This window comes from Streptomyces sp. Ag109_O5-10, assembly GCF_900105755.1.
Classification (GTDB): Bacteria; Actinomycetota; Actinomycetes; order Streptomycetales; family Streptomycetaceae; genus Streptomyces.
The window spans coordinates 409,961-433,468 of the sequence record NZ_FNTQ01000001.1 but is presented as its reverse complement, the minus strand read 5'-3'; the positions used below and the strand labels follow the sequence as shown (position 1 = coordinate 433,468).

General features: G+C 73.2%; 21 protein-coding genes. 9 read left to right on the top strand and 12 right to left on the bottom strand.

Annotation, left to right across the window (positions count from 1 at the left end; genetic code table 11):
• Positions 1–262: 262 nt before the first annotated feature.
• Entirely contained in the window at positions 263–1,273 is a 1,011-nt protein-coding gene (locus tag BLW82_RS02195; protein ID WP_093497200.1) for a M56 family metallopeptidase, read from the bottom strand.
• Between the two features lie 4 nt (positions 1,274–1,277).
• On the bottom strand, positions 1,278–1,691 hold the full coding sequence (locus tag BLW82_RS02190) for a BlaI/MecI/CopY family transcriptional regulator (RefSeq protein ID WP_177232803.1): 414 nt from the start codon (positions 1,689–1,691) through the stop codon (positions 1,278–1,280).
• Between the two features lie 193 nt (positions 1,692–1,884).
• Here BLW82_RS02190 and BLW82_RS02185 point away from each other — a divergent pair, with 193 nt between their 5' ends.
• The 6 genes from BLW82_RS02185 to BLW82_RS02160 all read left to right on the top strand — a co-directional run bounded on the left by BLW82_RS02185 (position 1,885) and on the right by BLW82_RS02160 (position 8,048).
• On the top strand, positions 1,885–3,348 hold the full coding sequence (locus BLW82_RS02185; RefSeq protein ID WP_093497199.1) for a glycosyltransferase: 1,464 nt from the start codon (positions 1,885–1,887) through the stop codon (positions 3,346–3,348).
• Positions 3,345–4,070 (top strand): polysaccharide deacetylase family protein, encoded by a 726-nt coding sequence (locus BLW82_RS02180; RefSeq protein ID WP_093497198.1) that lies wholly within the window; start codon positions 3,345–3,347, stop codon positions 4,068–4,070. The genes BLW82_RS02185 and BLW82_RS02180 overlap by 4 nt, the downstream gene beginning before the upstream one ends.
• An 88-nt stretch (positions 4,071–4,158) precedes the next feature.
• On the top strand, positions 4,159–4,695 hold the full coding sequence (locus BLW82_RS02175; protein ID WP_093497197.1) for a MarR family winged helix-turn-helix transcriptional regulator: 537 nt from the start codon (positions 4,159–4,161) through the stop codon (positions 4,693–4,695).
• 92 nt (positions 4,696–4,787) lie between these two features.
• Positions 4,788–5,165: a DoxX family protein gene (locus tag BLW82_RS02170; RefSeq protein WP_093497196.1), complete on the top strand. Its 378-nt coding sequence runs from the start codon at positions 4,788–4,790 to the stop codon at positions 5,163–5,165.
• On the top strand, positions 5,166–5,633 hold the full coding sequence (locus tag BLW82_RS02165; RefSeq protein WP_093497195.1) for a peroxiredoxin: 468 nt from the start codon (positions 5,166–5,168) through the stop codon (positions 5,631–5,633).
• Between the two features lie 57 nt (positions 5,634–5,690).
• Positions 5,691–8,048 carry an ATP-binding SpoIIE family protein phosphatase gene (locus BLW82_RS02160; protein WP_093497194.1) on the top strand — a complete coding sequence of 786 codons (2,358 nt, stop codon included), beginning with the start codon at positions 5,691–5,693 and terminating at the stop codon, positions 8,046–8,048.
• 14 nt (positions 8,049–8,062) lie between these two features.
• Here BLW82_RS02160 and BLW82_RS02155 read toward each other — a convergent pair whose 3' ends face one another.
• From BLW82_RS02155 to BLW82_RS02145, 3 genes are all read right to left on the bottom strand, one after another.
• On the bottom strand, positions 8,063–8,497 hold the full coding sequence (locus BLW82_RS02155; protein WP_093497193.1) for a cupin domain-containing protein: 435 nt from the start codon (positions 8,495–8,497) through the stop codon (positions 8,063–8,065).
• A 133-nt stretch (positions 8,498–8,630) separates the two neighbouring features.
• A complete protein-coding gene (locus BLW82_RS02150) occupies positions 8,631–9,239 on the bottom strand; it encodes a DNA polymerase ligase N-terminal domain-containing protein (protein ID WP_093497192.1) in 609 nt (202 codons plus the stop codon).
• Positions 9,240–9,286: 47 nt separating this feature from the next.
• A complete protein-coding gene (locus BLW82_RS02145; RefSeq protein ID WP_093497191.1) occupies positions 9,287–10,117 on the bottom strand; it encodes an aldo/keto reductase in 831 nt (276 codons plus the stop codon).
• A 148-nt stretch (positions 10,118–10,265) separates the two neighbouring features.
• Between BLW82_RS02145 and BLW82_RS02140 the strand changes: the two genes are divergently transcribed.
• Positions 10,266–11,240 (top strand): TauD/TfdA dioxygenase family protein, encoded by a 975-nt coding sequence (locus tag BLW82_RS02140; RefSeq protein WP_093497190.1) that lies wholly within the window; start codon positions 10,266–10,268, stop codon positions 11,238–11,240.
• 1 nt (position 11,241) lies between these two features.
• Here the strand turns inward: BLW82_RS02140 and BLW82_RS02135 are convergent, their stop codons facing one another.
• The 4 genes from BLW82_RS02135 to BLW82_RS02120 form a co-directional block, all read right to left on the bottom strand.
• Positions 11,242–12,276 carry an LLM class flavin-dependent oxidoreductase gene (locus tag BLW82_RS02135; protein WP_093497189.1) on the bottom strand — a complete coding sequence of 345 codons (1,035 nt, stop codon included), beginning with the start codon at positions 12,274–12,276 and terminating at the stop codon, positions 11,242–11,244.
• A 77-nt stretch (positions 12,277–12,353) separates the two neighbouring features.
• On the bottom strand, positions 12,354–13,856 hold the full coding sequence (locus tag BLW82_RS02130; RefSeq protein WP_093497188.1) for a metallophosphoesterase family protein: 1,503 nt from the start codon (positions 13,854–13,856) through the stop codon (positions 12,354–12,356).
• A 58-nt stretch (positions 13,857–13,914) separates the two neighbouring features.
• Positions 13,915–14,919, bottom strand: coding sequence for an MHYT domain-containing protein (locus BLW82_RS02125; RefSeq protein ID WP_093497187.1), 1,005 nt, complete (start codon positions 14,917–14,919; stop codon positions 13,915–13,917).
• Positions 14,920–15,085: 166 nt separating this feature from the next.
• Complete coding sequence (locus BLW82_RS02120; RefSeq protein ID WP_093497186.1) at positions 15,086–15,736, bottom strand: NADPH-dependent F420 reductase; 651 nt, start codon at positions 15,734–15,736, stop codon at positions 15,086–15,088.
• A gap of 419 nt (positions 15,737–16,155) precedes the next feature.
• Between BLW82_RS02120 and BLW82_RS02115 the strand changes: the two genes are divergently transcribed.
• Positions 16,156–18,561, top strand: coding sequence for a M4 family metallopeptidase (locus BLW82_RS02115; RefSeq protein WP_093497185.1), 2,406 nt, complete (start codon positions 16,156–16,158; stop codon positions 18,559–18,561).
• A 63-nt stretch (positions 18,562–18,624) separates the two neighbouring features.
• Here BLW82_RS02115 and BLW82_RS02110 read toward each other — a convergent pair whose 3' ends face one another.
• The 3 genes from BLW82_RS02110 to BLW82_RS02100 all read right to left on the bottom strand — a co-directional run bounded on the left by BLW82_RS02110 (position 18,625) and on the right by BLW82_RS02100 (position 21,475).
• Entirely contained in the window at positions 18,625–19,824 is a 1,200-nt protein-coding gene (locus tag BLW82_RS02110) for a glycoside hydrolase family 64 protein (protein WP_093497184.1), read from the bottom strand.
• A gap of 159 nt (positions 19,825–19,983) precedes the next feature.
• The gene (locus BLW82_RS02105) at positions 19,984–20,739 is read right to left on the bottom strand and encodes a dienelactone hydrolase family protein (protein WP_093497183.1); all 756 of its coding nucleotides are present in this window, start codon (positions 20,737–20,739) and stop codon (positions 19,984–19,986) included.
• A gap of 115 nt (positions 20,740–20,854) precedes the next feature.
• Positions 20,855–21,475 (bottom strand): L-threonylcarbamoyladenylate synthase, encoded by a 621-nt coding sequence (locus BLW82_RS02100; protein ID WP_177232802.1) that lies wholly within the window; start codon positions 21,473–21,475, stop codon positions 20,855–20,857.
• A gap of 371 nt (positions 21,476–21,846) precedes the next feature.
• Here BLW82_RS02100 and BLW82_RS02095 point away from each other — a divergent pair, with 371 nt between their 5' ends.
• Positions 21,847–23,376, top strand: coding sequence for a helix-turn-helix domain-containing protein (locus tag BLW82_RS02095; RefSeq protein ID WP_093497182.1), 1,530 nt, complete (start codon positions 21,847–21,849; stop codon positions 23,374–23,376).
• Positions 23,377–23,508: the final 132 nt, after the last annotated feature.

Sequence of the window (23,508 nt, the reverse complement as noted above, 5' to 3'; positions counted from 1 at the left end):
GGTCCGCATGACGTACGCCGACGAGTAGACCCACGGGATCCGCGGCGGGGTGTCGCCGACGGTGCGGAACAGGTGGGGGACGGGGGGACGGGACGAACGTGGTGTCGAACCGGGTCAGCAGGGTCGCCTCGCCGTCCGCCCGCACCTCCGCCTCGCCCGCCAGGACACGTGTGCGGGCGGCGAGAACCTCGTCACGAGCGGGATGAGCGTCTGCCCGGTGGGCGCGGCGGCAAGAACGCGTCGGTGGTGCTGCGCGACGCGGTCAGCGGAGGTCCGGGCCCGCTTCGTCGCGGTCGCGGGGCGGGTGGCCGCAGGGGCCGTGTGCGGGCGGCCGCGCCGGCATCGCGGTGTCCCCGAGCGCGGTCACGCACGCGGCGAACTGGGCGCCCTCGATCATCCGCTCGCTGTCGGACATGGCCTCGGCCAGGCTCGCGCAGGACAGCGCGAGCAGCACGGCGCCCGCGACCAGCGGCAGCGCGCGGCGCGGTGGCGGCGGGGCGAGCAGCGCCCGGACCCGCTGCGGCACGGCGCCCCCGGTCGCCGCCAGCGAGGCACGGGCGGGGGCCTTGGCCGAGGCGAGGGCCGCCCGGCCCACCGCGCGTGCGACGACCGTCCGGTCCCCGACGTGCTCCGCGGCCTCCTCGTCGGCCCAGCGCTCCAGTACGAACCCGCCGGTCTCGGCGAGCGGCCTCAGCAGGGGGCAGAGGGCGGCGGTGAGCCGCCAGGCGGTCTGGAAGAGATGGTGGCGGCCGCGCAGATGGGCCCGCTCGTGTGCCAGCAGGGCCTCCCGCTCGGTGCCGCCGAGGCAGCGCAGCATCCCGTGCGACACCACGATCCGGCCCGGCGCCCCGGGGAGCGCGAAGGCGTGCGGCGAGGCGTCGTCGAGCACGGCCAGCTCCAGTTCGCCGGGCAGCCGTGCGCACTCCCGGCGGGCCCAGAGCAGATGCCGGACCTGCCGCACGGCGGCCACCGCGAGGCCGGTGAGGGAGGCGAGCAGGGTGACCGTCGCGACCGCGGACACCGTGAGGTACACGGGATCGTCCGCACGCAGCGCCGTCACCGACCAGCGGCCCTCCTCCGCGACCTCGGGGATCTGTGCGAGCCCCGTGAACGCCAGCAGCGCCAGCGAGCCCAGCCAGCCGAGCGCCGTCACCAGTGCCCCGCCGGCCAGTGCCCAGGCCGCCGCGCGCGGCGCGAACCGCCGGGCGAGCCGGGGCGCGAGCACCGCCAGGACCACGGTGACCGGGAAGGGGACGTAGACGCTGACGGTCATCGGCTCACGGTCCTTCGCCGACGGGGCCGCCGTCGTGTTCCCCGAGCAGACGCTGGAGCAACTGCTCGTCCTCCGCGGAGAGTTCGGAGACGAACCGGCTGAGCACGGCCTCCCGGTCGGAGCCTCGCTCCAGCAGGGTGTGCATCCGCTGGGCGGTGTCGGACGCCTCGTCGCGCACCGGCGCGTACGCGTAGCCCCGGCCGGCCCGGTGCCGTACCAGCACGCCCTTGTCGTGCAGCCGGGACAGGATCGTCAGCACCGTCGTGTAGGCGAGGTCCCCGGGCAGCCGCTCCTGGACCTGGCGGGCGGTCAGCGGCTCGGCCGCGGCCCACAGGGTGGCCAGCACCCCGCTCTCCAGCTCGCCGCGGGCCCGCCGGCCGGATGCCTCGCCGGTTCCGTCGATCTTCCGGTCGCGCACCGTTCACCGTCCTTCAGCCAACGTTCGAGCCCACAGCCTACCGGGGCTGCTACTACGGCATGTAGAACCGGGGCTGCGCGCCACCGAGTTGCGCGAAAGTCGTCTACTACAACTTGTACGAGTTCACCTACTACATGTTGTAGAGTTTCGCCACTCCACTCCACCTGCGGAGTCTCTGCGGAGGAACCCACCCATGCCCCACCTCGGAGGTACGGTGCATCTGCGCGCCCTCGCGGCCGCCGCCCTGCGTCCCCGGCCCGCCCGCGCCCCCCGGCCCGTGACGCCCGCCGAGCGCGTCGTGATCGTCTCCGCGAGCATCGGCGCGGGCCATGACGGCGCCGCACGCGAACTGGAACGCCGGCTGACGGCGGCCGGCGTCGCGGTCGACCGGCACGACCTGCTCGACCTGCTGCCCGCCCGGCTCGGCCGGGCCGTACGCGACGGCTACCACCGGATGCTCGTCCGGGCGCCCTGGGTCTACCAGCGCGTCTACAGCAGCACCGAACGCGCCGGGGGCGGCGGCCCGTTGGCCCGCGCCCTGCTGCGCACCGCCGAGCACCGGCTGCGCGCCGCCCTCCCCGCCGACACCGGCGCCGTCGTCTCCACCTACCCCGGGGCCAGCCGGGTCCTGGGCGGACTGCGGCTGGCCGGCCGCCTCGACGTGCCGGTGTTCACCTATCTCACCGACTTCTCGGTGCACCCGCTGTGGGTGGCCGAGGGCGTCGACGTCCACCTGGCCGCCCACGCGGTACCGGCCGCGCAGGCCCGCGCCCTGGGTGCACGGGACGTCCGGGTCGGCGGCCCGGTCGCGGACCCGCGCTTCCGTCCCGCCGACGCGGGGCGGCGCCGGGCGGCTCGGGCCCGCTTCGGGCTCCCCGCGGATGCCCCGCTGGCGCTGCTGGTCGCCGGCTCCTGGGGGGTCGGACCGGTCCGGCAGGTGGCCCTGGAACTGCGCGACTGCGGCACGGCCGTGCCGGTCGTCGTCTGCGGCCGCAACGAGGAGCTCGCCCGGCAGTTGCGCGCCGACGGCATCGAGCACGCCTACGGCTGGGTCGACGACATGCCGGGCCTGATGCACGCGGCCGACGTGCTGGTGCAGAACGCGGGCGGCCTGACCTCGCTGGAGGCCTTCGCCACCGGTCTGCCCGTCGCGAGCTACCGCTGCATACCGGGCCACGGGCTCACCAACGCCGCGGCGCTCGACGAGGCCGGGGTGGCCGCCTGGATCCGCGACCCGGCCGAACTCAAGGACGTACTGGCCGACCTGATCGACGGCCCGCGCGGCCTGCTGCAACGCGAGGCGGGCCGCGCCCTGTTCGCCGCCGCCGGGGCGGGCCCCGCCGACGAGATAGCCCGCGCCTGCCGCACGGCCGGCGCGCCGCAGGCCCCGCCCGCCCTCGACCGGCTGTCCTCGCTCCCGGCGGACCCGGCCGGCCACGCTCCCGGCCTCGCGCCCGCCCGGCGCAGGGCGCGCCAGGCCGTCCGGCGCCTCGCCGCCAGCGGGGCCGTCGCGTGTGCCCTCTGGGCCGGCGCGGTCGGTACCGCGGTCGCCACGACCGGCAGCGCCCCGGGCGTCATCCACGCCATCGGCCACAGCCTGGACTTCGACGACGACGTCCACCACGGCGGCCCGCACCAGGAGGACCACCACTCGTGACCACCCCCGTACGCCTGCTCCGCGGGGCCGCCCTGGCGGCCCTCCCGGCACTCGCCCTGCACGCGGCCCCCGTGGTCTCCACCTTCGGGCCGCTGCGCAACCGCGCCATGCCCCGCCTCGCCGGCCGGGGCCGGGCCGACCACGTCGCCCTCACCTTCGACGACGGCCCGGACCCGCTGTCGACCCCGTTCTTCCTGCGCGCCCTGGACGAGCGGCGGGTCCGGGCCACCTTCTTCCTGCTCGGCTGCCAGGCCCGCCGCTCACCCGGCCTGGTCCGTGAGATCGCCGCGGCCGGGCACGAGGTGGGGATCCACGGCTGGCTGCACCGGCCGCTCCTGCTGCGCGGCCCGCGCGCCACCCACGACGACCTCGCCCGGGCCCGGGACACCGTCGGCGAGCTCACCGGGCAGCTCCCGCGACTGTTCCGGCCGCCGTACGGGGTGATGTCCACCGCGGCCCACCTGACCGCCCGCCGGCTCGGTCTCACCCCGGTGCTCTGGACCTGCTGGGGCGAGGACTGGACCGCCCGCGCCACCCCGGACACCGTCCACCGCACGGTCGTCCGGGACCTGGACGGAGGTGGCACGATCCTGCTGCACGACTCCGACTGCACCTCGGCGCCGGGCGCCTGGCGGTCGGCCCTGGGTGCGCTGCCACGCCTCCTCGACAGCTGCGACCGGCGCGGACTCACGGTCGGGCCGTTGCGCGAGCACGGAATCTGACAGCCCGTGCGTCCGCGGAGGGTGGACCGTCGGCGAACCCGCACGGTCATCTACTTGAGTTACGCAACGATACGGTGAACTGGCCGGTATGCCCACCGAACCGCCGCCGGACGTCCCCGCCGCCACCCCCGAGGTCATGGAGATCGAGCGCGCCTTGACGCGCATCACCTACTTCAGCACCCGGGCCCGCCGGCACGAGCGGCTGATGGCGCTGGCCGGCGTGCCGCTGGACCGTGCCGCGGTGGCCCTGCTGCGCCAGGTCGCCGACTCCGAGCCGCTGCGCCCGGGGGAGCTGGCGCAGCGGCTCGGGGTGGAGGCGTCCCATGTGACGCGCGCGGTGCAGCAGCTCCAGCGGTCGGGCTACGTCACCCGCGTCCCCGACCCCGACGACCGCCGCGCACAGCGGATCGAGCTCACCGACGCCGGCCCGGCCGCCGTCGACCGGGTCCGGGACGCCGGCGCACGGGGTATGCAGCTCGCCCTGAGCGGCTGGGAGCCCGAGGAACTGCGGCAGCTGGCCGTCCTCTTCCACCGCATGGTCGACGACTTCCTGTCCTACGCGGTCGAGGACGAGGCCGGCCGGGCGACCACCGAGACGGTGCCCCCGGCCTCCCGGACCGTGTGAGACGCCGGCGTGGACGCGGCGAGGGCGACCCGGCGCCGAACGGGCCGGTACCGCCCGGTAATATCCGGCGGCAGGTCGTCAGAGGAGGCTTCGTGGCCCGGTCCGAACGTTCACCCCTGCTGCTCGCGGGACTGCTCGCCACCGCCGGGTTCGCCCACTTCGCGGTGCCGAAGCAGTTCGACGCCACGATCCCGAAGGCGCTGCCGGGGTCCCCGCGGGCCTGGACGTACGGCAGCGGTGCCGTGGAGCTGGCGCTGGCGGCGGGAATCGCCCTGCCGCGTACCCGCAGGGCGGCCGCCCGGGCGGCCGCCGCCTTCTTCGTGGGTGTGTTCCCGGCCAACGTGCAGATGGCCGTCGACTGGCAGAAGCGGCCAGAGCCGCTCAGGACCGCGGCCCTCGCCCGCCTGCCGCTCCAGATCCCCCTGGTGCTGTGGGCGCGCGGGGTCGCACGCAACGAGGAGGGCCGATAAATGGCGGCACCTGTCGAGGTGGGAACCACGATCGAGGACTTCGCGCTGCCGGACGAGACCGGTACCACGCGGAGCCTCACGGAGCTGCTGGCCGACGGGCCGGTCGTGCTCTTCTTCTACCCGGCCGCCCTGTCGCCCGGCTGCACCGCCGAGGCCTGCCACTTCCGGGACCTCGCCGCCGAGTTCGCGGCCGCCGGCGCCCGGCCCGTCGGCATCAGCGGGGACAGCGTGGAACGCCAGCAGGAGTTCTCCGGGAAGCACACGCTCGGCATGCCGCTGCTCTCCGACACGGACGGCGCCGTCCGGGAGCTGTTCGGCGTGAAGCGGGGCTTCTCGCTCGCCCCGACCAAACGGGCCACCTTCGTGATCGCCAAGGACCGCACCGTCCTGGAGGTCGTCCGCAGCGAGCTGCGCATGAACACCCACGCCGACCGGGCGCTGGCCGCCCTGCGTGCCCACCAGGGCTGAGCCGACGCCGTCGGCCCGCGCTTGATGCGCCGGGACATAGGTCCCATCCTGGGGCGTATGGAGCGTGTCGCCGCCGCGGCGATCATCGATGCCCTGGGCCGGGTGACGGGGTGGAGCGAGGGTGCGCGGATGCTCACCGGGCACCGGGCGGAGGAGGTCGTGGGGAGACCCGCCGCCGACCTCCTCGCCGAGCAGGTCCCCGCCGGGGCGCTGGCCGCCCGCCGCGGGACCGTGGCCCTGCGGTGCGCCGACGGCCGCCGCACGGAGATCGCCCTGACCGCCTGCCCCGTCCTCGGCCCCGACGGCGCGACCACCGGCTACGTGCTCACCGCCGACCCGCCCTTTCAGGCCGACCCCACCCTCGCCGGCCAGGCCTTCCAGCAGGCCTCCATGTCCATGTCGGTCTTCGACCTCCACCAGCGCTTCCTCCGCTCCAACGACGCCGCCTGCCATGCCCTGGGCGTCCCCGAGGAGGCCCTGCTGGGCCGTTTCTACCCGGACACCGTCGAGGAGGCCCCGCACAGCGAGGGCTTCCTCCGTCATCTGCGCCAGGTCGCCGAGACCGGCCGGCCCGTCCGCTACGAGAGCTTCACCGGCGCCCCCAACCTGAACCGGGAGCACGCCTGGAGCATCGAGATGTGGCCGCTGCGCGACCCCGCAGGCGAACTCACCGCCGTCGCCCTCGCCGCCTTCGACAGCACCGAGCAGCACCTGGCCCGGCTCCGGCTCGCCCTCCTCAACGAGGCGGCCACCTCCGTCGGCACCACCCTGGACGTGGTGCGCACCGCCGAGGAACTCGTCGAACTCCTCGTGCCCCGGTACGCCGACTTCGCCAGCGTCGACCTGCTCGACTGGGTCCTCGGCGCCGACGAACCGCCGCCCGTGCCGGAGGGCGACATCGCGCTGCGCAGGGTCGCCCACGGCTCGGGCACCGAGGGCACCCCCGAGGCCGCCGTCCGGCTGGGCGACGCCGAGGTGCACCCGGCCGCGTCACCGCCGGCGCGGGCGCTGCGGGAGCGGCGGGCCGTGGTCGCGCAGGCCGGCGAGCCCGAGTTCCACCGCTGGGTCGACGAGCGCAACGCCATCTCGCCCGCGGGCCGGCCCTACCGCGCGGGCGTCCACTCCGTGATCGCCGTACCCCTGCAGGCCCGGGGCGTCCTGCTCGGTGCCGTCGTGGGCGTGCGCATACGCCACCCCGACGCCTACGTCATCGACGACACCGTCTTCGCCGAGGAACTCGCCAGCCGGGCCGCCGTCTGCATCGACAACGCCCGGCGCTTCGCCCGTGAGCGCTCCACCGCCCTCGCCCTCCAGCACAGCCTGCTGCCCCGCGGCCTGCCCCAGGCCGCCGTCGAGGTCGCCCACCGCTACCTGCCCTGCGGCTCGCAGGCCGGCATCGGCGGCGACTGGTTCGACGTGATCCCGCTGTCCGGCAGCCGGGTCGGCCTGGTCGTCGGCGACGTGGTCGGCCACGGCATCCGCTCCTCCGCCACCATGGGCCGCCTGCGCACCGCCGTACGCACCCTCGCGGACGTGGATCTGCCCCCCGACGAACTCCTCACCCATCTGGACGACCTGATCACCCACCTGGCCGCCGACGGCTTCGGCGAGGAGGTCGCCGAGCTGGGCGCCACCTGCCTGTACGCCGTCTACGACCCCGTCTCGCGGCGGCTGAGCCTCGCCGCCGCCGGGCACCCGGCGCCCGCGGTAGTGCTGCCCGGCGGTGCGGCCGAGCTGATCCCGATGACCGCCGGGCCGCCGCTCGGCGTCGGAGGTCTGCCCTTCGAGGCGACCGAGCTCGAACTGCCCGAGGGATCGGTCGTCGCCCTCTACACGGACGGTCTGGTCGAGGACCGCGACCGGGACCTGGACCGCGCCACCGAGGAGATGTGCCGTGCCCTGAGCGCGTCCGCCGACTGCCTGGAGGACCTCACCGACTACGTCCTCAAGGCCGTCATGCCGGAACGGCCGGCCGACGACGTGGCCCTGCTGCTGGCCCGCACCCGGGCGCTGGGCGCCGACCGGGTCGCCACCTGGGACGTGCCGCCCGACCCGGCCGCGGTGGCGCACTTCCGGCAGGCGGCCGTCGAACGGCTCACCGACTGGGGCCTGGACGAGGAGGCGTTCGTGACCGAACTCGTCGTCAGCGAACTCGTCACGAACGCCATCCGCTACGGCGACCCGCCCATCCAGCTGCGCCTGATCCGCGACCGCGCGCTCATCTGCGAGGTCTCCGACGGCAGTTCCACCTCACCGCACCTGCGCCGGGCGCACGCCTTCGACGAGGGCGGCCGCGGCCTGCTCCTGGTCGCCCAGCTCACCCAGCGCTGGGGCAGCCGGCAGGCGGGCAGCGGCAAGACGATCTGGGCCGAACAGCCGCTGCCCGAAGGCCCGTTGCCGATCGCCCGCGAGTGACGGGCTCCGCGCCGCTACTCGAAGTCGCAGCCCGGGTTCGGCACCGACTCCGAGTACGGCGAGCCGTGCGGCAGGACGTACAGCACGTCGAGGACCAGGTCGGTGCGACCGAGGTTGGCGCCCAGGTGTACATCGCCGGGCCCGCCCGACTCGTAGACCGTGCCGCCCTGCCGGTAGACGCCGTCCTCCTTGCAGTCCGAGTGGAAGTGACTCAGCGTGCCCTTCCGGACGTACCCGTAGACCGGGCCGTCGTGGTAGTGCCAGCCGGTGGTCTGGCCGGGCGGGACGGTGATCTCCCGCAGGACGTAGTCCGTGTCGCCGACGGTGGTCTGGCTGATCACCCTGCCGGTCACGCCGGGTCCGGCGGGGGTGGCATGGGCGGTGCCGCAGGTCAGCAGAGTGCCGGCGGCCACCGCCCCGGCCACGGCGGTACGGAGCGCGGTACGCATGTGTGGGGGCCTCCTGAACCGAAGATCGAGTACCTTCGTGAACATAGGCCCCCGCACGGCCGGACGAGGCGGGAACGGCTCAATCCGCATACGCGCAGGCGACGTTGAGGTTCGTCCGGGCGGCTGCCGCCCGTCACCCCTCGGCGGCGTCCGCCGCGACCTGGGCGAGGGTGCGGCCGGTGCGCACCGAACGGGCCCGCCGGGGATCGGGCGTGCCGTGGCCGTTCGGGCGGCCGGCCCCCTTCTTCACCAGCAGCCAGGCGTCCTCCCCGTCGCGGCCCCGGAACCGGGTCAGGGCGTACTCGCCGTGCAGCTTGGAGCCGTGCAGGCGGAAGGTGGCGTGCCCGCGTTCCAGCGACTCCGCGAAGCCGACCGGGTGCCCCCCGCGGTCGTGGCTGAGGGGCTCGTACCAGCCGTGGTCCCAGACGATCACGGTGCCGCCGCCGTACTCGCCCTTCGGGATCACGCCCTCGAAGTCCTCGTACTCCAGCGGATGGTCCTCGGTGGGCACCGCCAGCCGCTTGTCCCCGGAGTCGGCGGACGGCCCCTTCGGGACCGACCAGGACTTCAGGACGCCGCCGACCTGCAGCCGGAAGTCGAAGTGCATCCGCCGCGCGTCATGGATCTGCACCACGAACCGGAGCCGGTCACCGGCCTCCGCCGCCCGGCCCGACGGCTCCCGGGTCCGCCGGAAGTCACGCTTGGCACGGTACGTACGCAACCGGTCGTCGCCGTCACCCACCGCGGCTCCTTCCCTCGGACCTGCGCCCCGGGTACCCGGCGGGCGGTTCAGAACTCCTCGTGGCGGTCCGGGTCGCCGCCGAGCCGCCGGTGGGGCCGCTCGGAGACGGCCGCCATCTCGGCCGCGTCCAGTTGGAAGCCGAACAGGTCCAGGTTGGCCCGCTGCCGGGCGGCGTCCGCCGACTTCGGGATGGGCAGGGCACCGAGCTGGACGTGCCAGCGCAGCACCACCTGAGCGGGCGTCACGCCGTGCGCCTCCGCCACGGCGACGACCGCCGGGTCGTCGAGGAGCCGCACGTCCCGGCCGAGCGGGCTCCAGCTCTCGGTGACGATGCCCCTGTCCGCGTGAAAGGCCCGCAGCTCGTCCTGCGGGAACAGCGGGTGCAGCTCCACCTGGTTCACCGAGGGCAGCACCCCGGTCTCCTTCTCCAGCCGGGTGAGGTGTTCCTCGGTGAAGTTGGAGACGCCGATCGAGCGCACCAGACCGTCCTCGCGCAGTTTGATCATCGCCTTCCACGAGTCGACGTACTTGCCGACCCGCGGGTTGGGCCAGTGGATCAGATACAGGTCCACGTACTCCAGGCCCAGCCGCCGCCGGGACTCCTCGAAGGAGGCGAGGGTCTCCTCGTAGCCGTGGTGGCGGCCCGGCAGCTTCGTCGTCACCACCACCTCCTCGCGGGGCACCCCGCTGCTCGCGACACCCCGCCCGACCCCGGACTCGTTGCGGTAGTTCACCGCCGTGTCCACCAGCCGGTAGCCCAGCTCCAGGCCCTGGCGGACGGCCCGCTCGGCCTGCGCGTCGTCCATCGGCCAGGTGCCCAGGCCAATGGCGGGGACCGTCGTACCGTCGTTGAGCGTGTACACCGGAATGCTGACCACGATGTGACCTTCCCTCGGCTGTGTCGTACCTCCAGCCTCGCGGACCGGGCGGGAGATGATCAACCCGGGCCGGGTGCTCCCTTCCGCGGTGCGGGCCGGGCTGACACGATCTTTCCTGGACGGGTACCGACGACCACGCGGAGTACGCATGACGACCGACCGGGTTACGGCAGGACGGGCACCGGGCGCCGCCGGAGCCGAGGTGCGACCCGTCGCCGGGCACATCGGGGCCGAGATCACCGGGGTCGACCTCACCACGGAACTCGACGACGCCGTGGTCGCCCTGATCCGTGAGGCAGTGCTGCGCTGGAAGGTGGTCTTCTTCCGCGACCAGCGGCTCGACCACGCCGGACACGTCGCCTTCGCCCGCCGCTTCGGCGAACCGGTCGTGCTCGGCCGGCGCGGCAGCGCCTCACCGGCCGGCTTCCCCGAGGTGGAGACCACCGCCGACCGCCTCGAGCTCGGCGGCCGGTTCGGGATGGAGCACGAGGAGTGGCTCCAGCGGCGCCGGCACACCCTGCTGCGCGGCTGGCACTGCGACCACGGCGCCCGCGTCGACCCGCCCGCCGCGACCATCCTGCGCGCGGAGACCGTCCCGCCCTACGGCGGCGACACCACCTGGGCCAACCTGGCCGCCGCCTACGCCGGACTCTCCGCGCCCGTGCGCGCCTTCGTCGACGGCCTGCGCGCCGAGCACCGCCTCGGCGTCGGCTACCAGCCCCGCCCCGGTGACGACTCCTACCTGCGCCACCTCCTCGACCACCAGGTGGCCTCGGTGCACCCGCTGGTCCGCGTCCATCCGGAGAGCGGGGAGCGGGTGCTGTACGTCAACGGCTACTACGTCGAGCAGATCGCCGGCGTCTCCCGCCCGGAGAGCGCCGCGCTCCTGGAGATGCTGCTGGAACAGGCCGTACGGCCCGAGTACACGGTCCGCTTCCGCTGGGAGCCCGGCAGTGTCGCCTTCTGGGACAACAGGGCCACCATCCACCTCGCGCCGAGCGACAACGCCCACCTCGGCCACCCCCGCGTCATGCACCGGGTGATGCTGCACGGCGAGGTCCCGGTCGGGGTGGACGGCAGGCCGTCGGAGCCGGTGACCGGCACGGAGGTGCGCCGCTGGTGACTCAGGCGGTGGCCGCCGGGCGCCAGCCGAGAGCAGGGCCCAGGCGGGTCGCCATGTCGGTGAGGATCTGTACGTAGTCCTCGTGCTCGAAGGTGAACGGCAGGGCGAAGGCCACCTCGTCGACCTCGCGGAACGCGGCGTGCGCGTGCAGTTGTCCGACGATCTCCGCCGAGGTGCCGACGATGTCCGGCGCGAACAGCAGCCGGCCAGGACCCTGTGGGACGGAAGTGCGGGGCAGCCGCTTGGCCGCGTAGGCCTCGTACCTGGCGCGCTGCTCGGGCGTTGCGGAGTCGGTGGGGATGACGACCAGGCCCTGGGAGACCCGGGCCGCCTCGCCGTCCGGGTGACGGGCGCGGAACTCACGGATGTGCGAGAGCTGGATCTCCGCGAAGTCGTACGCGTCCGCCTCGTCCCCGGCCCGTACGACGCTGCTGGTCAGGAAGTTCATGCCGTGCTCGCCCGCCCAGCGGGCCGAACCGAGGCTGCCGCCGCCGTACCAGAGGCGCCGCCCGAGCCCGGCGGAGTGCGGCTGGACGACGTCGGAGAACACCTCGAAGCCCTCCACCCCGCTGAAGTCGGTGGCCGGCTTGCCCCGGACGAAGTCGAGGAGCCGCCGCACCCGCTCGTAGCTGAAGTCCTCGACATCGGCCGTGTCCGGGTAGAGAGCCGCCTTGACGTGCTCGTAGTGCATGGGCGGGCCCACGCTCACCCCGGGGTTGAGGCGGCCGCCGGACAGGAGGTCGACGGTCGCCAGGTCCTCGGCGAGCCGCAGCGGGTTCTCCCAGCCCAGCGGGATCACCGCGGTGCCCAGCTCGATCCGGCTGGTGCGCTGCGAGGCCGCCGCGAGCACGGCGACCGGCGACGAAATGCCGTACTGGAGGTGCCGGTGGCGTACCCACGCGCTGTCGAAGCCCAGCCGCTCGCCCAGCTCGATGATCTCCAGCGTGGACTGGTGCCCCCGGCCCGGATCCGCGCCGTCGAACAGGCCGATGGTGAGGAAGCCCAGTCTGCGCAGGGGACGGGGGGTGGACGGCACGGGTCCTCCAGCGGTCGTACGTCAGTTCTGCCCCGATTGTGGCACCCGAACATTGCGGGAGTGTGATCGGCTTCGGATCAGCGCAGCGGGATGGTGACCTCGTCCTCGACCGGCGGGTCCAGCTCCTGCGGGCGGTTCCCGGTGGCGGCGAAACAGCGCAGCCGTACCGCCTCCGGGGTGACGTCGAGGCGCAGGAAGCACTTGAAGAAGGGCGGGCTGTAGGTGGCCGAGCCGGGGGAGAACAGCTGGGTGTAGATCTTCTTCACGGGCAGCCGGAAGCGCGGCCCGCGGTCCCGGCTGCTGCCGGCGCCCAGCAGGGTCGCCACCAGGCGGGCGCGCCAGGTGATCCGGGTGTCCTCGGCCGGCGTCCGGCCGGGCCTGATGCCGAGGCGCTCGGCGATCACGGCCGTCGCCTGCGCCTCGGTGAGCGCGAAGAAGCGGCGGAGCCGCAGCCGGCGGCCGTACAGCCTGCTGTAGAAGGCGAGCGAGTCGCCGCGCAGCGGATAGCAGCGGAAGTCGTCCTCGGTGACGTTCGCGACCGACACCGGGGGGATGGTGTGGGTCGCGTGCATGAAGGCACCGCCGCCGCCCGCGACCACGTACTGGATGGTGCGCCCGTTCACGTCGACGGGGTAGCGCTGGTAGTTGTGGATGTCGCCGCCGATCGCCGCCACGTAGTGGTGGGCCGGGTCGCGGACGATGTCGTCGACCGTGCCGCCGCCCTCGATCGCGCACGGGTGGTGCTCGGCGTCCACGTACAACGGGGAGCCGGTGACGAGGATCTTCGGACGCGGCCCCCGGGACACCTCCCGCAGCCAGGCGCCCTGTTCTGCGTCGATGGTGCCGAGCAGGCCGGTGTCGATGCCGACGATGCGGACCGGCCCGGCGTCGATCGCCCAGTACGGCCCCGGCTGCACGGCCGCCTGCTCCTGCTGCCCGCGCAACTTCCGTGCCTCGGCCAGGAGCTGCTCGTCCGCCGGACGCGGGCGGTGCCACAGCAGGGCGCGCCACCAGGCGCGGGTGAGCGGGCGCGGCCGCGGTTCGGCCGGCAGCGCCGCGGTGTCGTCGCAGAAGACGCGCATGAACGCGCCGAGGTCCTCGTACCAGTCGTGGTTGCCGGGTATCGCGTAGATCGGCGCCGGATAGTCCCGGTACGGGCGGAAGAACTTGGTGCCGTAGTCGTCGGTGGCGCCGACCGGGTAGATCACGTCGCTCGCGATCACCGCGAAGTCGGTGTCCTGACTCGCCTTCAGGAACCCCGGCACGACGGCGTACTGGGAGGCGTCGCCCTCACCGGTGTCGCCGATCACCATGAACGAGAACCGGTCCGCCTCATGACGCCGGATCAGCTTGTCGGCGGGCGCCCCGGCAGCCGCCCGCTGCGCCACCCAACGGCTTCGGGTACGGCCGGTCGGGTCGCCGAACCAGGAGGCCAGCACACCGTTGCGGGCGGCCCACAGGGTCCTCGGGCTGAACCAGAACAGCTTCTCGACATGGTCCGGCATCAGTTGGCGGTAGGCGCCGCGCTCGGCCTCGCCCCAGCCGGCGCCTTCTGCGGTATCGCGTGAGGAGTCAGACACGCGGGAACCGTACAACGATCAACGGATGGCTGCGGGACGGGGGTTCGGGCCGGACCGGTCACCATTCGTAGGGGTTCGAGGGCGCGCCGTACGGGCCCTGCGGACCGGGGGCCGGGCGGCCGGGGGTGCCGAACCGGCCGGCGCCGCCGGGTGCGGGCCGGTCGGCGCGCCTGCCTGTTCCGCCGGGTGCCTGGTGCGGCGGGCGGCCGCCGTGGCGCCGGGGGGTGTGCGTGGTGCGCCGGCCCTGCGGGCGTGAGCGCGCCGCCTCCACCGACGCGGCCGGCCGGGGACCGCTTTCCGCCGGCGCCCGCCGGTTCCAGTCCCCTTCGCCCAGGACCAGCAGCGGGTCGAACATCACCACCACCCCGGCCAGCAGCAGGAACATGATCGGGCCGAGCAGCATGGGCAGCAGCAGCGAGGTGGGTGACGCACTCGACCAGGAGGTGGCGGACGCGGGATGTACGTCGACGCTCACGGCCGCCATGGCGGTGTAGTGCATGCCGGACACCGCGAGGCCCATCACCAGACTCGCGCCCAGGCTCGCCGCGAACCCCCGCACCGACACGGCCGCCCACAGCGCAGCCGTCGCCGCGGCGATCGCGATCAGCACGGAGAGGCCGACCGTGACCGGGTCGTAGTGAATCGTTCCGTCAAGGCGGAGCGCGGCCATGCCCAGGTAGTGCATGGCGGCCACGCCGAGACCGGTGATGACGCCCGCCGTCCACAGCGTCCCCGCGGTGGCGCCCCGGTAGCCGACCGCGAAGACGCCGATGCCGACCACCAGGATCGCCACCACGAGGCTGAGCAGGGTCAGGCCCACGTCGTAGCGGATCGTGGTCTCCCGGACATGGAAGCCGATCATCGCGACGAAGTGCATCGTCCAGATGCCGCAGCCGATCGAGGCCGCCCCCAGGGCGAGCCAGCCGGGCCGCCACGACGCGCCGTGGTGGTACAGCGACCTGACGATGCAGCGCAGCCCCAGCGCCCCGCCCAGACAGGCCGTCAGATAGGCGGCGACCGGAGTCAACGCGCCGTAGTGGAAACCGTCCGTCGTGCCGTGCATGTGTGCAACTCCCCCCAGAGTCACGGCTGTTGTAAGGGAAGGTACTACGCGCCGGGGGCGTGCGCGGGGGCGTTCACCGGGACGCCGGCTGCCTCTCGGGAACCAGGGACCGGCACCGCCGCCGCAGGGCCGGTGTCCGGTCGTGGCGCGGACGGGTCCGGGGAGCTCAGGGCGCGACGATCTTGATCGCGCTCATCCAGCCGTGCCCCCCGGGCCGGGTCTGCAGGGCCATGTGCAGCAGCTGCATGCCCTCCAGCTCCCGGGCGTGCCGCAGTCCGCCGACGACCACCGGATTGAGGCCGCCCGAGGAGACCAGCTCGGCCACCTGGTCGCGGGCCGCGACGTTGTCGCCGGCGATGAACACGTCCAGCGGGAGCCCGCCGACCTCGCCCGCGACGAGCGAGCCGGCGAACGTGGTGTTGAAGGCCTTCACCAGATGCGTGCCCGGCGCGGCGGCCTCGGCCAGCTGCTGCGCGCCGGAGCTGTCCGCGGGCACCGTCAGTGAGTCGAAGGTCGAGAAGTCCACGGGATTGGAGATGTCGACGACGGTCTTCCCGGCGAGCCGGTCCCCGTACTCGGTCACGACCTCCTTGGCCGCGTCGAACGGCACGGCCAGCACCACCACGTCCGCCGATCCGACCGCGTCCGGCACCGCGGGGGCCACATCCGCCCCCGGCGTCCGCTCGCCCAGGGCGTCGACGAGTGTCATGGCCTTGGCCGGATCCGTGCCGACCAGCCGGACCGAGTGGCCGCCCGCCAGGGCCCGGGTGGCAATACCGCCCGCCATGTTGCCCGTGCCGACGATGAAGACCCGCATGCGTGAGCCCCTTCCTCGGGGGTGGGAGCTGCCGACGCCCGGTCCGGGGGCGCGAGGCTGCCGCAGCTCTGCTGAACCAGGATAAATCGGGCGGGTCGGTGCGGCTCGGGCTGGTCGGCACGGCCCGGGGCCGGTCGTCCACGGGGGCCGGCACGGCCTCGCCGGATCTCGGCGGGGGCCGCACCGCCGCGCATAGGGAAAACCCTCGAACGACCTCGGCGTGGCTGACATGCGCGGGTCAAATCTGGAATCCTCGCTCAACACACGCTTTCTCCCCGGCGTGTCCACGGATCACGGATCACGCACCCCGGTCCCCGGATCCCGGTTCCCGCACAGCTCAGCTCTTCCCGGACAGCACATCCCCGTCTGCCCGGTCTGTCACCGGCCGCGACCCGGCGGCCGCAGCAGGAGGAGTACGAGTGAGACGTCTTCCCCACAGACGGGCCACGGTAGGAGCCGCCCTGGTCTCCACCGCGGCCTTCCTCGCCGTCGGCATCCAGTCGGTCCCGGCGAACGCCAAGCCCGCCAGCCCCCACCCCAGCCCCTTGCGCACCGGCGGCGTGGAGGCCGAGCTGACCCCCGCCCAGCACGGCGCGCTGCTCAGGAGCGCCCAGCAGAAGACCGCCGCGACCGCCCGCACCATCGGCCTCGGTGCCAAGGAGAAACTGGTCGTCAAGGATGTCGTCAAGGACAACGACGGCACCGTGCACACACGGTACGAGCGAACCTTCGACGGTCTGCCGGTCCTCGGCGGCGACCTGATCGTGCACACGCCACCCGCCTCCCTCGCGGCCGGCACCGTGAGCACGACCTTCAACAACAACAGGCACACCATCGCGGTGCCCACGGTCAGCGCGGCCTACAGCAAGTCCGCCGCCCAGACCAAGGCGCTCAGGACCGCAAGGGCCCTCGACGCCCGGAAGCCCGTGGCCGACAGTGCCCGCAAGGTGATCTGGGCCGGCAGCGGCACCCCGAAGCTCGCCTGGGAGACCGTGGTCGGCGGCTTCCAGGACGACGGCACGCCCAGCAAGCTGCACGTCGTCACGGACGCCACCACCGGCAAGGAGCTCTACCGCTACCAGGCCGTCCAGACCGGCACCGGCAACACCCAGTACAGCGGCACGGTCACCCTGAACACGACGCTGTCGGGTTCGACGTACCAGCTGTACGACACCACACGTGGCGGCCACAAGACGTACAGCCTCAACAACGGCACGTCGGGCACCGGCACCCTGATGACCGACTCCGACGACGTCTGGGGCACCGGATCCGGCTCCAACACCCAGACGGCCGGCGCCGACGCGGCCTACGGCGCCCAGATGACCTGGGACTTCTACAAGAACACCTTCGGGCGCAGCGGCATCAAGAACGACGGCGTCGCGGCCTACTCCCGGGTCCACTACAGCAGCAACTACGTCAACGCGTTCTGGGACGACTCCTGCTTCTGCATGACCTACGGCGACGGCTCCGGCGGCACCCACGCCCTGACCGCGCTCGACGTGGCCGGCCACGAGATGAGCCACGGCGTCACGTCGAACACCGCCGGGCTCAACTACACCGGTGAGTCGGGCGGGTTGAACGAGGCGACCTCCGACATCTTCGGCACCGGCGTGGAGTTCTACGCCAACAACTCCTCCGACGTCGGCGACTACCTCATCGGCGAGAAGATCAACATCAACGGCGACGGCTCGCCGCTGCGTTACATGGACAAGCCGAGCAAGGACGGCTCGTCGGCCGACAGCTGGTACTCCGGGGTGGGCAACCTCGACGTGCACTACTCGTCGGGCCCGGCGAACCACATGTTCTACCTGCTGTCCGAGGGCAGCGGCAGCAAGACCATCAACGGCGTCACCTACAACAGCCCGACCTCCGACGGCGTCGCCGTCGCCGGCATCGGCCGGGCCGCGGCGCTGCAGATCTGGTACAAGGCGCTGACGACGTACATGACGTCGAGCACCAACTACGCCGCGGCCCGCACCGCCGCCCTGAACGCGGCCGCGGCGCTCTACGGCACCAGCTCCACCCAGTACGCGGGTGTCGGCAACGCGTTCGCCGGCATCAACGTCGGCAGCCACATCACCGTGCCCACCTCGGGCGTCACGGTCACCAACCCCGGCAGCCAGTCCTCGACCGTCGGCACCGCGGTGAGCCTGCAGATATCGGCGAGCAGCACCAACAGCGGCTCGCTGTCCTATGCGGCGACCGGGCTGCCCACCGGCCTCTCGATCAACAGCTCCACCGGGGCCGTCACCGGCACACCCACGACGGCCGGCACCTACAGCACCACCGTCACGGTGACCGACTCGACGGGCGCCACCGGCACCGCCTCCTTCACCTGGACCGTCAGTTCCAGCGGCGGCGGGGGCACCTGCACCTCGACCCAGCTGCTCGGCAACCCGGGCTTCGAGTCGGGCAACACCACCTGGACCGCGTCCAGCGGTGTCATCACCACCGACAGCGGCGAGGCGGCCCGTACCGGCTCCTACAAGGCGTGGCTCGACGGCTACGGATCGACCCACACCGACACGCTGTCCCAGTCGGTGACGATCCCGTCCGGCTGCACCGCCACCACGTTCACCTTCTACCTGCACGTCGACACGGCCGAGACCACCACCAGCACCCAGTACGACAAGCTGACGGTCACCGCCGGTTCGACCACCCTGGCCACGTACTCCAACCTCAACAAGGCTTCCGGGTACGTGCAGAAGTCCTTCAGCCTCGGGTCGTACGCGGGCTCGACCGTCACCCTGAAGTTCAGCGGTGTCGAGGACTCCTCGCTCCAGACCAGCTTCGTGGTCGACGACACCGCCGTCACCACCGGCTGACGCACGGCAGCCGAGTGTCCCGCACCCGCGAGCCGGGTGCGGGACACTCGCGCGGGTCAGCGGTCAGCTCAGCGGGTCCAGGGTGAGGTAGGCCTGCTGCGGGTTGCCGTCGTTGACCAGGGACTCCTGGTTGCCCACGTCGTCGAAGGCGAAGGCGTACGCCTTGCCGTCGGCCATCTGGGCGTGCACGGCGCGCGCGTACTGGTTGGTCACCGAGTCCTTGTAGAAGTCGGCCGGGTTGGTGTCCGGCTGGTTCGAACTCGTCAGCAGGGTGGACCGGTTGAAGCCCGCGCAGAGGGTGCGCGAGATCGGCCCGCGCACCAGGTCGTTCGGCGCGTCGAGCAGGTTGTGGCAGCCGAAGACGCTGTTCGCGTCCGGCTTCTGGAAAGTCGTCACCACCGCGCCGGCCGAGTTGGTGAAGTTCATGACGTTCCCCGAGACCCGGCCGAAGTACTTGGTGTTGGGCTGGTCGGCGAACGGCGTGACGGTCAGGGTCGACGTCGCGTACTTCGACCAGACCCGGTTGACGTAGTCGTCCATGACGGTCGAGGCGAGCGCCCCCGTCTCCACACCGTACAGCGGGGAGAGCGCGCGGAGCACGGTGCCGTCGGAGCGGGTCTGGACCAGGTTGGCCCAGCCGCCCGACTGACCGCGCAGGGCGCTGAAGACACCGTTGTAGCCGCCCGACTTGAGGTGCCCGGTGCTCGCCGTGCTGCCGTCGGAGCGCTGCACCCCGACCGCGTACGGCACCGAGAACATGTCCACCTGGGTGCTGTTGATCCACAGACCCGAGTCGTTCAGTGTGTACTCGGACCAGTTGAAGAGGATGTTCCGGTTGGGGTCGGTCGGGTTCTGCACCGCGGGCTGCACCAGACCGCCGGTGGTCAGCCTGAAGTCGAGCTTCTGGCCGTAGGAGAAGTAGATCCGGCCCGAGAACTTCGGGATCCGGATCGTCTTCGACTGGCCCGCCGCCGGGCCCGCGATCGAGGCGTCCGGCGCCGGGGTCGGCGGGTTGCCGCCGGCCGGCCAGGCGTGGAAGGTGCCGTTCGCGTCGGCCCAGCCCTGCTGTCCCGAGGAGAGCTGGGTGCCGAGGTCGTAGAGGTAGACCTGGTCGCCGCGGCCGGAGTTGTTGGTGATCTTCAGGGGGATGGTGTCCGGCACGGCCGCCCCGGCCGGTGCCGGCGTGCCCAGGGTGAGCACCCCGCCGATCAGTGCCGCCGCGGCCGTGAGCGGCAGCGCCCGGCGTACGAGTCCTGTGCGCACTCTCCACCTCCGTGTGGGGTCGGGGTTGGCCCGGGAATTGGTCCGGACCAGTTCTGAGAGCGCTCTCAGGTTGGCGGTCGGTCGGGTCCATGTCAACAACGTGGACGAAATCGGGGGCCCGCCGACAGGCGGGCCCCCGGGATCGGACGAGCGGATTGATCAGAAGGCGCGCTTCAGCAGGTCGAGCAGCGCGGACCAGTGCCGCTCGTCGGCCTCGGCGGAGTAGGCCGGGGTGTCGGCCTGCGTGTATCCGTGGTCGGCGCCCCGGTAGATCTCGCAGGTGTTGCGCACCCCGGCCGCGGTGAGCGCCGCCTCGAAGGTGGCGATCTGCTCCTCCGTCATCGACTGGTCCTGGTCCGCGAAACCGAAGTACAGCTCCGCGGTGATCCGGTCGGCCAGCAGGTGCGGGCTGTCCGCGTCGTCGGTGACCATCCGGCCGCCGTGGAAGCCGCCCGCGGCCGCCACCCGGTCCGGGAACGCCGCGGCGGTGCGCACGGCCAGCCGGGCGCCCATGCAGTAACCGGTGATCGCCACCGGCCCGTCGGCCACCAGCGGGCTCTCGGCCAGCCAGTTCAGGTACGCGGCCGAGTCGCGGTCGCTGAGCTCGGGCGTCAGCGACATCATGATCGGCGTGATCCGCTGCCAGATCGTCGGGTCCGCCGAGGGGTCGATGAACTCGGGGAGGTCGATGACCGGCGTGCGGCCGCTGCGGTAGAAGACGTTCGGGAGCAGGACCGTGTAGCCCGCGCCGGCGAGCCGGTCCGCCATCGACTTCAGGTGCGGACGGATCCCGTAGGCGTCCTGGTACAGGAGCACGCCCGGGTGGGGGAGTCCGTCGGCGGGGTGGGCCAGGTAGGCGTCTGCGACGCCATCCTCGGTGGTGAGGTCCACGTCGGTTCCCTGTACGGGGGTCATGGCGCAAGTGCCTCTCTGTGGAGTCGGCGTCGGGGTGGGGGGACACCCGGCGCGGCATGTCACGATCATCGTGGCACGCGAGGGTGAGAGAGCCGCGGACGGGGGATCGTCGAGTTCACTCGAAGCGGGAGGTGTCGCCCGCACCCCGGCGGACGATCACCGCCTCGCCGCTGGAGAAGTCGATGACCGTGGTCGGCTCGGTGCCGCACTCCCCGGAGTCGACCACCGCGTCCACCTGGTGGTCCAGCCGGTCCTTGATCTCCCAGCCCTGGGTCAGCGGCTCCTTCTCGTCCGGCAGCAGCAGGGTGCTGGACAGCAGCGGCTCGCCCATCTCCGCCAGCAGCGCCTGGGTGACCACGTGGTCGGGGATGCGGACGCCGACGGTCTTCTTCTTCGGGTGCAGCAGCTTGCGGGGCACCTCCCGGGTCGCCGGGAGGATGAAGGTGTAGCTGCCGGGCGTCGACGCCTTCACGGCCCGGAACACGTCGTTGTCGACGCGCACGAACTGGCCGAGCTGCGCGAAGTCCCGGCACATCAGCGTGAAGTGGTGCCGGTCGTCCAGATGCCGGATGGACCGGATCCGGTCGATGCCGTCCCGGCTGCCGAGCTGGCAGCCCAGCGCGTAGCAGGAGTCCGTCGGATATGCGATGAGCGCCCCCGAGCGGACCGCGTCGGCGATCTGCGAGATGCTGCGCGGCTGCGGGTTGTCGGGGTGCACGTCGAAGTACTTCGCCATCCGCCGAGCTTATGCCGTACGGCGAGTTCCGGCCGGGCGGGGCGCTCGGCCGGAGGTGCCGGGACATGCCGTGATCCGGCTGCGGCGCCGTCGTGGCTGGTCGCGCCGTTCCCCGTGCCCCTTCGGGGCGCCGGCCTCGTAGCGGGATGCGGGCGGGCCGAAAATTGGTGTGCATGGTCCGTGGATTCCCGGGCACCTGAAGACTCAGCCACCCCGGGACCCTCCCCCCGGTCCCGGGTGAGGCTTCTCCGTCGGCGGCCCTTCCCCCGAGGGCCGCCGACGGAGCCCTGCCCGCTGGTCGGGACGGGGCTTCGGCCATCGGGTAACGTCCGTGGACCGAGGCCGACGCGAGGGACGAGGGGCAGGGTGAGATGGCAGGCCGAGCAGGCGAGGGCCCGCGGCACCCGGCACTCCACGGCGACGGCTGGGCCGAGCGGCTCCTCGACCATCTGCGCCCCGGCGCCCGCGACCCGCGCCGGGTCGTCGACTGGCTCGCCGCCGCGGTGCAGGGGACCGTCTGCCTCCAGGCCGCCGACGGCACCCTGCTCGCCGGCACCCCGGTCTGCCTCGATCCGGATCTCGCGGCCGACGTGACCACCGGACGGATCTCCGCCGCCGCCGTCCAGGACGGCGACCGCCACCTGCGGCTGGTCGCGGTCCGTACTCCCGAACCCCGTCCGGCCGCCGCCGCACTGCTCGCCGTGGCCCGCGCGGCACCCTTCGACCGGCGCGCCGCGGAGATCGTCACCCACACCGCCGGAGTCGTCGAACTCCTGTTGCGCGAAAGGGAGCTGACGGCCGCCGGGCACCGGCTGAGGCGGGCCACCGCCGACCTGCGCCTGGCCATTCTGCAGCTCCTGATGGTGGAGGACACCGTCTCCGCCCGCCGCGTCGCGGCCGGCCTGTGGCCCGGACTCCTCGACACCGACAGCGCCTGCGTCTACATCGTCGAGGGGCACCCGGCGGAACGCGACGCCCTCGCCGAGGACTGCCTGGTCGTGACCCGCGGCCAGGCCCTCGTCGTGCGCTGCCCCGCGATGGACGGCCACGTCATCGTCCTCAGTCCCGCGCCCGCGACGGCCGAGCGGCTGCGTTCGCTCGTCGGTGACCGCCCCGGCACCTTCCTCGGCGGCAGCGTCCGGCAGAACCTGGCCCAGACGGCCACCGCCTACGGCCAGGCCGTCAGCGCGCTCGCCGTCGCCCGGTTCCGCCCCGGCCAGACCGCCGTCTACGCGGAACGCACCCATCCGGAGCGGCTGATGGACCCGGGCGCGCTGCACGCCTGGTCCGCCGCCGTGCTGCGGCCGTTGGACACCCTGCCCCACCACACCCGCGCGGAACTCCTCGCGACCACCCGCCTCGGTCTGGAGTTCACCGCCGTCAGCGCGGGCAAGGTGCTCGGCGTCAGCCGCAACACCGTGCGCGCCCGCATGGACCGCGTCGAGGCGCTGCTGGGCGCGGACTTCTCCGACCTCACCGTGCGGGCCACCGCCCACCTGGCCCTGAACACCCAGGCGGCCCTGACGGAGGAACTCGCCGCCACGCTGCCGGGGCCGTCCTCCGTCCGCCTCGGCGACCTGCTGGCCGGTCCGGGGCTGCGCGCCTGGGCGCGCGACCTGCTGGACCGCCTGGTCCGGGACGGCCGCGACCTGCGCGGCACCCTGCGCGCCTGGATCGCCGCCGACGGCAACGCCGAACGCGCCGCCCAGGAACTGGGCGTGCACGCCCAGACCGTCCGCGAACACGTCCGGGGCGCCGAACCCGTGCTGGAACGCCAGCTGCTGGCCGCCGGCACCGACCTGTACGAGGTGGTGCTGGCCCACCTCGCCCTCGGGGACCTCGCCACCCCCGCCCTGCTGCGGGCGAATCCGGGCCAACCGGACTCACCTGTGCACGGGTGAGCCCTCAGCAGGTACGAACGGGCATCGGCGCGATACCCAACGGCCGGATCCGGACGTATGTTCACGATGCGCGGGGGCACGACCGGAACGGGGGACCGGTCGAGGCCCCCGCCGTTCTCGTCCCACCGCCCC